Raw genomic sequence first — 11,527 nt, 5'->3', positions numbered from 1 at the left:
TAAGAAGAAGAGGATAACTATTCGTTACCCTCCTCATCATCATTAGTAAATTGGTGTGTTTTCTTTTGTGACATGCTCTAAAATTTCTTTGACACGCGCTAAAAAGCGACCGCAAATTAAACCATCGAGCACGCGATGATCTAGCGATAAGCAAAGGTTAACCATATCGCGAACCGCAATCATACCGTCTTTGACAACCGGGCGTTTCACGATCGATTCAACTTGTAAAATCGCTGCTTGCGGGTAGTTAATGATTCCCATCGATTGCACCGAACCGAACGAACCTGTGTTATTGACTGTAAATGTGCCCCCTTGCATATCTTCCGGACGGAGCTTACCTGCGCGCACTTTTGCGGCTAATTCAGCAATTTCACGCGCAATTCCTTTAATTGATTTTTCATCAGCATGTTTAATGACTGGAACGAATAAGGCGTCATCTGTTGCTACGGCAATTGAAATGTTAATATCTTTCTTTTGAACAATTTTATCTCCTGCCCACATCGAGTTCATTTGTGGGAATTCTTTTAACGCTTGAGCCACCGCTTTTACAAAAAACGCAAAATACGTTAAGTTAAAGCCTTCGCGCTTTTTAAATTCGTCTTTAATCGAATCGCGATAAGCAACTAAGTTTGTTACATCGACTTCAACCATCGTCCATGCGTGTGGCGCTTCATGTTTACTACGAAGCATGTTTGTCGCAATCGCTTTTCGAACTGGTGTCACTGGAATTTCAATATCGCCTGGTTGAAGCGGTACGTTAGGCGCAGCGGCTTGTTTCGGTGCTGCCGCAACTGAAGCTTCCGCTTTTGGCGCTTCTTGTACCGACTGCACAGGCGCTTGAACCGAAGCGGTTGGCGTTTGACTTGGCGTTGGAATGTTGCCGGATTCGATCAATTTCAACAAGTCTTTGCGCGTAATGCGTCCGCCCATGCCTGTTCCTTGTACTTGTTCAAGGTCGATGTTGTGCTCTTGGGCAAGGCGAAGAACGGCTGGCGAATAGCGGCCTCTTTCTCCCACCGGTTTTTTCGGCATTGCTGCTTGTGCTGGCGCTGACGGAGCTTCCGCTTTCGGTGCTTCTTCTTGTTTCGTTTCCGCCGTTTCTATGCCTTCTCCTTCGACTTCAATCGTACAAATGACGGCGCCAACTGGCAACGTTTCCCCTTCTTTTGCGATAATTTCTTTAATGACACCAGCAAATGAAGATGGAATTTCTGCATTCACTTTATCTGTCATCACTTCGGCAAGCGGATCATATTTGTTGACACGAGTGCCAACAGATACGAGCCATTGACTAATCGTCCCTTCCGTTACACTTTCCCCAAGCTGTGGCATCGTAATTTTCTCAATCGCCATCGTGACTCCTCCTTAAAACTGCGCCAATTCGCGCATCGCCTTTTCGACTTTATCTGGGTTGACCATAAAGAATTTTTCCATCGTTGGCGCATATGGCATAGCTGGAACGTCTGGACCAGCTAGTCGCATAATTGGTGCGTCTAAATCGAATAAGCAATGTTCTGCAATAATCGCCGCTACTTCGCTCATGACGCTTCCTTCTTTATTGTCCTCTGTCACAAGCAATACTTTTCCTGTTTTGCTTGCTGCTTCAATAATCGCTTCTTTATCGAGCGGATAGACGGTACGCAAATCTAAAATGTGAGCGGAAATGCCTTCTTGCGCCAATTTTTCAGCAGCTTGCAAAGCAAAATGAACGCATAAGCCGTACGTAATAACTGTAATGTCTTCTCCTTCACGTTTGACATCTGCTTTACCGATCGGAAGCACATAGTCGTCTGTTGGAACTTCTCCTTTAATGAGACGATATGCGCGCTTATGCTCAAAGAACAACACTGGATCTTCATCACGAATCGCCGCTTTTAATAATCCTTTCACATCGTACGGTGTAGACGGCATGACGATTTTTAATCCCGGTTGATTCGCAAAAATTGCTTCAACAGATTGAGAATGATATAACGCTCCGTGAACACCGCCACCGTATGGAGCACGAATAACAATCGGACAATTCCAATCGTTATTCGAACGATAACGAATGCGCGCCGCTTCAGAAATAATTTGGTTGACAGCAGGCATAATAAAATCCGCAAATTGAATTTCAGCAATTGGGCGTAATCCGTACATCGCTGCACCGATCCCGACACCAACGATGGCAGATTCCGCTAACGGCGTATCGATGACTCGCTCTTCCCCAAATTGATCATAAAGCCCTTGCGTCGCTTTAAATACGCCCCCTTTTTTTCCAACATCTTCTCCAAGTACGAATACGCGCGGGTCACGTTCCATTTCTTCGCGAATGGCCATCGTAACGGCATCGATATATGAAATGACAGGCATGTTTATTCCTCCTCTGCGTACACGTATTTCAACGCATGTTCTGGTTGTGCATATGGTGCTTTTTCTGCGTAGTCTGTCGCTTCGTTCACTTGTTTCATCGCACGATCAACAATTTCTTTTTCCAGCTCATCCGTTAATACGCCTACTTCTTTTAAGTAGTTCGCAAATAAATAAATTGGATCTTTTGATTTTGCTTCTGCAATTTCTTCTGGCGTACGATATGCACGATCGTCATCGTCTGATGAATGCGCTGTTAAACGATAAGCAACCGTTTCAATTAATGTTGGTCCTTCACCACGGCGCGCACGATCTGCTGCTTCTTTTACGACGCGATATACTTCAAGCGGATCTGTACCGTCTACTGTATATCCTGGCATGCCATAGCCGATCGCACGGTCTGACACTTTTTCGCATGCTAATTGTTTTTCAATTGGAACAGAGATGGCATATTTATTGTTTTCGCACATAAAGATGACCGGCAGCTTATGAACGCCTGCAAAGTTTGCTCCTTCGTGGAAGTCACCTTGGTTCGAAGACCCTTCTCCAAATGTAACGAACGATACGAAATCTTTTTTCTCCGTTTTTGCTGCTAACGCAATGCCAACCGCATGCGGCACTTGTGTTGTAACAGGGGAAGAACCTGTGACGATTCGGTTTTTCTTTTTCCCGAAATGCCCTGGCATTTGGCGACCGCCAGAGTTTGGATCTTCCGCTTTCGCAAATGCTGAAAGCATCAATTCTGTCGGTGTCATACCGAACGTTAATACAACACCCATGTCACGATAATAAGGCAAGACGTAATCTTTCGTGCGATCTAAAGCGAATGCCGCTCCTACTTGCGCCGCTTCTTGTCCTTGGCAAGAGATAACGAACGGAATTTTACCTGCACGGTTTAACAACCACATCCGCTCGTCAATTTTACGCGCTAACACCATCGTTTCATACATTTGTAAAACGGTTTCATCGCTTAAACCGAGTTGTTTATGACGATTTTCCGCCATCATTCATTCCTCCTTTAAAAATGAATCGCTTTTCCGTCAACAGCAAGCGCCGCTTCCATCATCGCTTCTGACAGCGTCGGATGCGGATGAATCGTGTGGGCAATTTCCCAAGGTGTTGCATTGAGCACACGCGCTAATCCAGCTTCAGAAATCATATCCGTTACATGTGGGCCAACCATATGCACACCGAGTACATCATCTGTTTTTGCATCGGCGACGATTTTTACAAACCCTTCAGCTTCCCCGTACACAAGCGCTTTGCCGATCGCTTTAAACGGAAATTTGCCGACTTTCACGTCATATCCTTTTGTTTTCGCTTCTTCTTCTGTTAAACCAACGCTTGCCGCTTCAGGACGACTGTAAATACATTTTGGCACCATCGTATAATCGAGTGGATAAACAGTATTTCCAGCAAGATGTTCAATCGCGATGATTCCCTCATGTGAAGCAACATGGGCAAGTTGTAAACCACCGATCACATCGCCAATCGCGTAAATATGTTTTTCTCTCGTTTGATAATACTCGTTTGTTTGAATAAATCCTTTTTCAATAACAATATCGGTGTTTTCCAATCCGATTCCTTCAACGTTTGCTTGACGTCCGACAGAAACGAGCATTTTTTCAGCTGTAAACGTTTCGTTTTGTCCATTGGCCTCTGCTTGAATGCGTACACCATTTTCAACAATGAGCGTTTCCGGTAACACTTTCGCTTTTGTAACAATGCGTACGCCACGTTGTTTTAATATTTTTTCAATTTCTTTTGATACGTCGCGATCTTCCGTTGGTAAAATGCGATCGGCATATTCAACGACCGTGACATCTACACCAAAATCGTTTAACATCGATGCCCATTCAATTCCGATGACTCCGCCACCGACGATGATAATGGAAGCTGGCAACGTTTCCATGCGCAACGCTTCATCTGACGTCATAACGAATTGTCCATCAATCGTTAACCCCGGTAACGTGCGCGGGCGAGATCCTGTTGCGATGACAACGTATTTTGGTACAAGCATTTCATTTTCTGTTCCGTCATTCATCTCAACAGAGATCGTTCCCGGCATTGGTGAAAAAATGGATGGACCTAAAATACGTCCCGTTCCTTCATACACATCGATTTTTCCTTTTTTCATTAACATGTGGATCCCTTTATGCAGTTGATCAATGATCGACTGTTTGCGCGCTTGTACTTGAGCAAAATCTAAACGCACTTCCCTAGCAAACACGCCAAACGTTTCGCTTTGTTTCGTTTGAGCATATACTTCTGCGCTGCGCAATAACGCTTTGCTCGGGATACATCCTGCATGCAAACACGTTCCCCCAAGCTTTCCTTTTTCAACAACCGCTGTTTTTAAACCGAGTTGGGCCGCACGAATGGCGGCAACATATCCGCCCGTTCCACCGCCAAGTATCACGACATCGTACTCTTTAGCCATCGTTTCATCCCCTTAAACTGTTGTTTTGACCGCTTGTGGATATTGTTTCGCTTCTTCTTCTCCACGCAACACGCGAAGTGCCCCTTCAGCAAGTGCCTGCAATTCATTTTCCCCTGGTTGCACGATGACATCGGCAATCCATTGTACCCGATCAGCAATTTCTTTCACAAACTGTTTTCCGTATGCTAAACCGCCCGTTAAAATGATGGCGTCAACTTTTCCAGCTAACACAGCGCTTGCTGCTCCAATTTCTTTCGCTACTTGGTATGCCATCGCGCTATAAACGAGTTTCGCTTTTTCATCACCATTTTCAATCATTTTTTCAACTTTCACCGCATCATTCGTTCCTAAATACCCAACAAGACCTCCTCCTCCAACGAGCATGCGCATCACTTCTTCGCGATAATATTCACCAGAGAAACAGAGAGAAACGAGGTCACCTGCTGGCACGGTCCCAGCACGCTCCGGGCTAAACGGACCTTCTCCGTCCAATCCGTTGTTGACATCAATGACACGCCCGCACTTATGTGCACCGACTGTAATACCTCCGCCCATATGTGCAACGATGAAATTGACTTCTTCATACGCTTTTCCCATCTGTTTGGCGACGCGACGAGCGACCGCTTTTTGATTTAATGCATGGAAAATGCTGCGACGCTCGATTAACGAAAAACCAGAAATGCGAGCGATCGGATCAAGTTCGTCTACAACGACTGGGTCGACAATAAATGCAGGAATGTTTAATGCGGAAGCAATTTCATGCGCCAAAATCCCACCAAGATTTGAAGCATGCTGACCGGAATAGCCGCGTTTCAAATCTTGCAGCATCATCTCATTAACAGCGTATGTGCCACCTTCAATTGGACGAAGTAAGCCACCGCGTCCGCATACCGCGTCGAGCTTAGAAATATTAATACCTTCATGATCAAGCGTTTCTAAAATCGTTTGTTTGCGAAATTCGTATTGGTCAATAATTTTTTTATACGCTCGTAACGCCTCTGTATCATGGCGAATCGTTTTTTCGAAAATGGAGCGTTCATTATGAAAAACGCCAATTTTCGTTGACGTCGATCCCGGATTAATGACTAAGATGCGAAATGAATGTTCTTGCAATGTGTAACCCTCCATTTTTATCATCGACGAAGCGAGAACGGACGTCCTCGCTTCGTTACATATGTTTAGCGCGTACGACGACGGCTTAAAATGTGTTGACCGTTTTGTAAGAACTGGCTCCGTGATTGACGCATTTTTGCAATGCGCTCCTCAGCTAGACGGTCTGCTGCTTGGTATGTTGGAATGCCGTCACGTTTCGCAATTTCGATAACTTTTTCAATATTATTATAAATTTGTTCAACTTTTTTCATCGCGCGTTCGCGGTTATATCCGTATAGCTCATCCGCTACGTTAATGACACCGCCCGCGTTAATCACATAGTCTGGCGCATAAACGATACCCATTTCATGAATGATGTCGCCATGTCTTGCTTCGCGCAATTGGTTGTTCGCAGCGCCTGCAATGACTTTTGCTTTCAATTGCGGAATTGTTTGATCATTAATAATTCCACCAAGGGCACACGGAGCAAAAATGTCGCAGTCTACGCTGTAAATATCGTTTGGGTCAACGGCTTGTGCGCCAAACTCTTCAACAACGCGTTGCACCGCTTCTTTATTAATGTCTGTAACGATAAGCTTCGCTCCTTCTTCATGAAGATGACGGCATAAATTGTAAGCGACATTACCGACTCCTTGTACCGCGATCACTTTTCCTTCAAGTGAATCGCTACCGAAAGCCTCTTTCGCTGCTGCTTTCATGCCACGATAAACGCCGTACGCAGTAACCGGAGAAGGATTTCCAGACGAACCGAATGCTGGTGAAATCCCTGTGACATAGTCTGTTTCTTCGTAAATAATATCCATATCAGCGACGGTTGTACCAACGTCCTCCGCTGTAATGTAGCGACCGTTTAATCCTTGAATAAAGCGACCGAACGCACGGAACATCGCTTCGTTTTTATCTTTCCGCGGATCCCCAATGATGACCGCTTTTCCACCGCCAAGATTTAACCCAGCTGCTGCGTTTTTATACGTCATCCCACGCGCTAAACGGAGCGCATCTTCAATCGCTGCATCTTCAGATTCATACATCCACATGCGCGTGCCGCCTAATGCTGGTCCAAGCGTTGTATCATGAATAGCGATAATCGCTTTCAATCCTGATTCTTTATCTTGGCAAAATACTAATTGCTCATAGTCGTATTGCTCCATATATTTAAAAATCTCCATCGTTCGTTCCCCCTTGTTATTCGTTCGTTGCACAAATGGCTAATGCTAGTGAATACAATTTACTTTCTGCTGAATCCGCGCGCGATGTTAATACAATTGGTGCTTTCGCGCCAGCAATGATCGCTCCTACTTGCGCGCGGGCAAAATAAACGAGCGACTTATATAGCACATTTCCCGTTTCAATGTTCGGTACAACTAAAATATCAGCATGTCCTGCTACCGAACTTTGAATGCCTTTATGTTGGGCTGATTCAACGGAAATGGCATTATCTAAAGCGAGCGGGCCATCGACGATGCAATCTTTTAGCTGTCCGCGTTGATTCATGAGCGACAACGCTGCTGCATCAATCGTAGCTGGCATCGCTGGATTCACAACTTCAACAGCGGCGAGCGGCGCAACTTTCGGTGTATGAATGCCAATCGCTTTCGCCACTTGTACTGCGTTCATAATAATTTCTGTTTTTTGTTGTAAATCAGGTGCGATATTCATCGCTGCGTCAGTGACGAGAATTGGGCGTTCATAATACGGTACATCAAATACAGCAACATGCGATAAGACACGGCCTGTGCGCAGCCCATACTCTTTATTTAGCACCGCTTTTAAAATGGTTGCTGTCGGTACGTTCCCTTTCATTAAGACGCTTGCTTCTTTTTCGTGCACCGCTTTCACAGCCATGTGGGCTGCTTCTTCGTTTGTCGAAGCATGAACAATACGAATCACATCGTCATTTGCTTCCTGTACATATTCAGCAACGAGGCGTGATAAAACGGATTCATCGCCATATAAAATAAATCGCCCGAATCCTGCTTGTAACGCTTGTGCGACTGCTTTTAACACCTCTTCGTCTTCAGCTGCCGCAACAGCTACGGTTGCTTCAGGAAATTGGGTTGCTTTGGTGATTAACGATTGTAGCTTCATCTCATCTGCTCAACCCCTTTGTTTTTTCGTCACCTTTTATTCTTGCAAAAACCATGCCAACTTTTTTGTTATTGAAAACGCTTTATTTTATTTCTTTTTCGTTGCAACTTTTTGCATACTATGAACATTATTGCATGCTTTTTTTATCAAGTCCATACTTTTCAAGCTTGTAGTATAAATTTCGAATCGAAATGCCTAGTTGTTTGGCAGCTGCGGTTTTATTTCCTTGGCACGCTTGCAAAACGTTCTCAATGACTTTCGCTTCGTATTGCTCCACGAGCTCGTTTAGCGGTTTATGCCCATAAAGCAATTCAGAGGACGAAAGATGTTCTGGCTCTTTCGATTTGTGCAACAATGAAATATGCTTCCGTTCAATGACCACTTCATTATATTTCATAAAAATCATCGCGCGTCCTAGTACGTTTTCTAGTTCACGTACATTTCCCGGCCAATCGTACGATAGTAAATAAGCAAGGGCATCATCCGTAATTCCCTCCACATTGCGCCCGTAATCTTGATTTAGTTTTTGTATGAGCCGTTCACATAACGCAGGAATATCTTGCTTTCGTGCACGCAACGGAGGAATGTAAATCGGCATGCGATTGAGTCGATAATATAAGTCTTCACGAAATGTCCCGTCGGCAATCGCTTTTTCCAAGTGAACATTCGTCGCAGCAATGACGCGCACATTAATTGGAATAGGCTTCGTGCCACCGACGCGCACAATTTCTTTTTCTTGTAACACACGCAACAATTTGGCTTGCATATTGGCGGATAATTCGCCAATCTCATCTAAAAAAATGCTTCCGTTGTTCGCTTCTTCAAACAATCCTTTTTTCCCTCCGCGTCTTGCGCCTGAGAACGCTCCTTCCTCGTAGCCGAACAATTCACTTTCAAGCAACGATTCGGAAATGGCGGCGCAGTTTACACGAACAAATTTATGATATTTTCGATCACTCGCATTATGAATAGCGTGAGCAAACAATTCTTTCCCTGTTCCCGATTCACCGCGAAGCAAAATCGTTGCTGGAGTTTTAGCTGCCAATTTCGCCTGTTCAATCGCTAACATCATCTCTTCTGACGTGCCGACAATGTCGTCAAAGGAATATTTCGCCTCTAACGTACGAATAATTTGACGAGCACGTTGCAACTCAGAAGTTAATTGTTCAATTTCTGAAACATCGTGAATGACACCAACACTTCCTTTTAACATGCCATCAACGATAATTGGAGCAACATTCACGACAACATCGCGCTTTTTCGGACCGACTTTCATGCGCACACCTCTGACCGGTCGTCGTGTTTTTAACACTTTCATATGCATGCTTTCCCCTTCAGAAATGTCCGCTGTCGCCGGTTTTCCGATCACTTCTTCTTCTGATAAACCCGTTAACTTTGTATATGCTGGATTAATTAAAATACCGTTACCGTATTCATCAACAACGGAAATCGCTTCTTCTGAAGAGTGAATAATCGCTTCTAACATCGTGCGAATTTCTTTTAAATTTGTTACTTCTTCCGCCAAATGAACAACTTCTGTAATATCTTTGAATACCGCAAAAGCGCCAAACAATTTTCCAGTTTCATCAATAAGCGGGATGCGTGTCGTAATCATTTTTTTTCCGTTTTCTAATATTAATTCTTGATTCAACTCAACTTCTCTCGTTTGTAATACACGCGGCAATCCGCTAGCTGGAATAACACGCAAAATATGCGTACCAATGACTTCTTTTTTTCTTTTTCCAATCATTTTTTCTGCGCTCGGATTCATATGAGTGACAAAACCACGTTCGTCAATGACGATCATTCCGTCATGCGTAGAATGAAAAATTAAATCATGTTTCGTTGTCGCTGTTTTTAACGTAGCAATGAGTTGTTCTTTTTCTTCGACAAGTTGCGCAATAATGTAAGCAATATCGCCAGGGATAACGACCGTATGCGCAGCACTTGCTTTACGCAACGTAGCAAACACGTCGTCGTCTCCCGTCACTTCAACAATGACGTCAATATCGTCGGTTAACACGTCACGCCAATGGTTGCTCGTCTGAATACCCATGTCACGCGCAGCCTTTATCCCTGGTGCATCGTCGTTTCGATCCACAACCGCTACAACATCCATCAGTTTTGTTTCATGAAACATTTTTAATAGCGCACTTCCACCTTTGCCTGCCCCAACAATTAATACTTTTTTCATTCCCCATCACCTGTTCGTTTGCAATTTTTTGCAGACGCTTTCATCATACATTGTTTTTCTCTTCTTGACAAACAAACAAAAACATTTATGATGAAAACAGAACAAATGGAAAGGGTTTTGTTTTATGCAACGAATGATCGCCCTACTTATTTTACTAATTCCAGGATTTATCGCAGCGCTAGGGATTAAATGGATGCGCGATACGGTGTTTGGCATTTTACACGCACCGATCCCTTCACTTATCATTCAATTTTTGCTCGGTTTATTTTGTTTTATCATCGGACTCGGCTTTATTGCAGGATTTATTTTGCACCGCGATCGAAAACGAAACAAAGTGCAACCACGTTTTCAAAAAAAGAAACGCTTCGATTCAAAGTGATCGAAGCGTTTTTTCACGTATGTTTTGCGCTTTCTCTGGAAAATCGGTAAATATGCCGTCTACTTCATATTGAAACATCGTTTTCATCTGTTCTTCTTTATTGATTGTAAAAGGACGAATGAGCAATTGATTAGCATGAGCTGCTTCAACAAACAATCGATCTACAGCGCGATGATACGGATGAAGCGCCAAAGCGTGTAAAGTATGGGCATAATCCCACGGCTGATGCAATTTTTCCATATATAGTAGCGCTGTTTCAATATGAGGAGCTAATTGATGACATGTTGCCATACTTTCATGGTTAAACGATGAAAAAATGACGCGCGATGCTAAACGATATTGCTCCACAAGTTCAATTGTTTTTTCTTCTAGTCGTTCGTAAGGTACAAGATTGTTTTTTAATTCTATATTAATAAGCAACGACGTGTGTTGTGCCCACTCAAGCACTTCTTGTAACGACGGAATCGGACAAAATCCGTATTGTTTAAATTTATAGTTGGCGTTTAATTTTCGCAATTGCCGATACGTCATTTGTCCAACCCATCCTGTTCCGTCTGTCGTCCGATTGACTGTTTCATCATGAATGACGACGACGACTCCGTCTCTTGAAAGTTGTACATCAAGTTCAATTCCATCCGCTTGCACACGTGCCGCTTCTATAAACGAGGCCATTGTATTCTCTGGATGCGTCCCGGCCGAACCGCGATGAGCAAAAATATGTGTCATTCTTTTCCCACCTTTAAAAACGTTTTATACTTAACATATGAAAGGAGTTGAATGTATGCGACCTCTAAACATTTCGTTAGAGACAGCCCAAAAGCTAGCGAAAGCATTAAACATGCCGCTAGAACAAATTATGCATATGCCGCAGCACATATTAATCCAAAAGTTGCTTGAAATTGAAAAAACGAAATCGAGTAGGAGGAGGTGATTAACCTCCGTCCTCTCACACCACCGTACGTACGGT

General features: G+C 43.8%; 11 protein-coding genes. 2 read left to right on the top strand and 9 right to left on the bottom strand.

Going from position 1 to position 11,527, the window contains the following annotated elements; genetic code table 11:
* Window positions 1-42: 42 nt before the first annotated feature.
* From CS060_RS06810 to CS060_RS06775, 8 genes are all read right to left on the bottom strand, one after another.
* Window positions 43-1,353: a dihydrolipoamide acetyltransferase family protein gene (locus CS060_RS06810; protein WP_035047858.1), complete on the bottom strand. Its 1,311-nt coding sequence runs from the start codon at window positions 1,351-1,353 to the stop codon at window positions 43-45.
* 12 nt (window positions 1,354-1,365) lie between these two features.
* Window positions 1,366-2,349, bottom strand: a complete 984-nt coding sequence (locus CS060_RS06805) for an alpha-ketoacid dehydrogenase subunit beta (RefSeq protein WP_003394199.1) — start codon at window positions 2,347-2,349, stop codon at window positions 1,366-1,368.
* Between the two features lie 2 nt (window positions 2,350-2,351).
* Window positions 2,352-3,350 (bottom strand): thiamine pyrophosphate-dependent dehydrogenase E1 component subunit alpha, encoded by a 999-nt coding sequence (locus tag CS060_RS06800; RefSeq protein ID WP_035047860.1) that lies wholly within the window; start codon window positions 3,348-3,350, stop codon window positions 2,352-2,354.
* A 14-nt stretch (window positions 3,351-3,364) separates the two neighbouring features.
* On the bottom strand, window positions 3,365-4,786 hold the full coding sequence (gene lpdA / locus CS060_RS06795) for a dihydrolipoyl dehydrogenase (protein WP_035047862.1): 1,422 nt from the start codon (window positions 4,784-4,786) through the stop codon (window positions 3,365-3,367).
* A 12-nt stretch (window positions 4,787-4,798) separates the two neighbouring features.
* Window positions 4,799-5,899: a butyrate kinase gene (gene buk, locus CS060_RS06790; RefSeq protein ID WP_035047864.1), complete on the bottom strand. Its 1,101-nt coding sequence runs from the start codon at window positions 5,897-5,899 to the stop codon at window positions 4,799-4,801.
* Between the two features lie 65 nt (window positions 5,900-5,964).
* Window positions 5,965-7,068 carry a branched-chain amino acid dehydrogenase gene (gene bcd / locus CS060_RS06785; protein WP_035047866.1) on the bottom strand — a complete coding sequence of 368 codons (1,104 nt, stop codon included), beginning with the start codon at window positions 7,066-7,068 and terminating at the stop codon, window positions 5,965-5,967.
* Window positions 7,069-7,084: 16 nt separating this feature from the next.
* Window positions 7,085-7,987 (bottom strand): phosphate butyryltransferase, encoded by a 903-nt coding sequence (gene yqiS / locus CS060_RS06780; protein WP_035047868.1) that lies wholly within the window; start codon window positions 7,985-7,987, stop codon window positions 7,085-7,087.
* Between the two features lie 127 nt (window positions 7,988-8,114).
* On the bottom strand, window positions 8,115-10,181 hold the full coding sequence (locus CS060_RS06775; RefSeq protein WP_099668809.1) for a sigma 54-interacting transcriptional regulator: 2,067 nt from the start codon (window positions 10,179-10,181) through the stop codon (window positions 8,115-8,117).
* 124 nt (window positions 10,182-10,305) lie between these two features.
* Here CS060_RS06775 and CS060_RS06770 point away from each other — a divergent pair, with 124 nt between their 5' ends.
* Entirely contained in the window at window positions 10,306-10,560 is a 255-nt protein-coding gene (locus CS060_RS06770; protein WP_035047870.1) for a DUF2627 domain-containing protein, read from the top strand.
* Here the strand turns inward: CS060_RS06770 and CS060_RS06765 are convergent.
* On the bottom strand, window positions 10,552-11,286 hold the full coding sequence (locus CS060_RS06765) for a glycerophosphodiester phosphodiesterase (protein ID WP_099668808.1): 735 nt from the start codon (window positions 11,284-11,286) through the stop codon (window positions 10,552-10,554). The two genes, CS060_RS06770 and CS060_RS06765, sit on opposite strands and share 9 nt — an antisense overlap.
* 55 nt (window positions 11,287-11,341) lie before the next feature.
* On the opposite strand from CS060_RS06765, the gene CS060_RS06760 reads away from it, so the two are divergent.
* The gene (locus tag CS060_RS06760; RefSeq protein ID WP_069201716.1) at window positions 11,342-11,491 is read left to right on the top strand and encodes a YycC family protein; all 150 of its coding nucleotides are present in this window, start codon (window positions 11,342-11,344) and stop codon (window positions 11,489-11,491) included.
* Window positions 11,492-11,527 lie beyond the last annotated feature (36 nt).

This window comes from Anoxybacillus flavithermus (genome assembly GCF_002742685.1).
In the GTDB taxonomy this organism is placed as follows: domain Bacteria; phylum Bacillota; class Bacilli; order Bacillales; family Anoxybacillaceae; genus Anoxybacillus; species Anoxybacillus flavithermus_E.
The sequence above is the reverse complement of the archived record's forward strand: the minus strand, read 5'-3'. Positions and strand labels throughout refer to the sequence as shown.

Coding starts and splice junctions, on each gene's coding strand:
- CS060_RS06810 (WP_035047858.1), bottom strand. CDS start 1,353: ATGGCGATTGAGAAAATTACGATGCCACAGCTTGGGGAAAGTGTAACG.
- CS060_RS06805 (WP_003394199.1), bottom strand. CDS start 2,349: ATGCCTGTCATTTCATATATCGATGCCGTTACGATGGCCATTCGCGAA.
- CS060_RS06800 (WP_035047860.1), bottom strand. CDS start 3,350: ATGGCGGAAAATCGTCATAAACAACTCGGTTTAAGCGATGAAACCGTT.
- lpdA (WP_035047862.1), bottom strand. CDS start 4,786: ATGGCTAAAGAGTACGATGTCGTGATACTTGGCGGTGGAACGGGCGGA.
- bcd (WP_035047866.1), bottom strand. CDS start 7,068: ATGGAGATTTTTAAATATATGGAGCAATACGACTATGAGCAATTAGTA.
- yqiS (WP_035047868.1), bottom strand. CDS start 7,987: ATGAAGCTACAATCGTTAATCACCAAAGCAACCCAATTTCCTGAAGCA.
- CS060_RS06775 (WP_099668809.1), bottom strand. CDS start 10,181: ATGAAAAAAGTATTAATTGTTGGGGCAGGCAAAGGTGGAAGTGCGCTA.
- CS060_RS06770 (WP_035047870.1), top strand. CDS start 10,306: ATGCAACGAATGATCGCCCTACTTATTTTACTAATTCCAGGATTTATC.
- CS060_RS06765 (WP_099668808.1), bottom strand. CDS start 11,286: ATGACACATATTTTTGCTCATCGCGGTTCGGCCGGGACGCATCCAGAG.
- CS060_RS06760 (WP_069201716.1), top strand. CDS start 11,342: ATGCGACCTCTAAACATTTCGTTAGAGACAGCCCAAAAGCTAGCGAAA.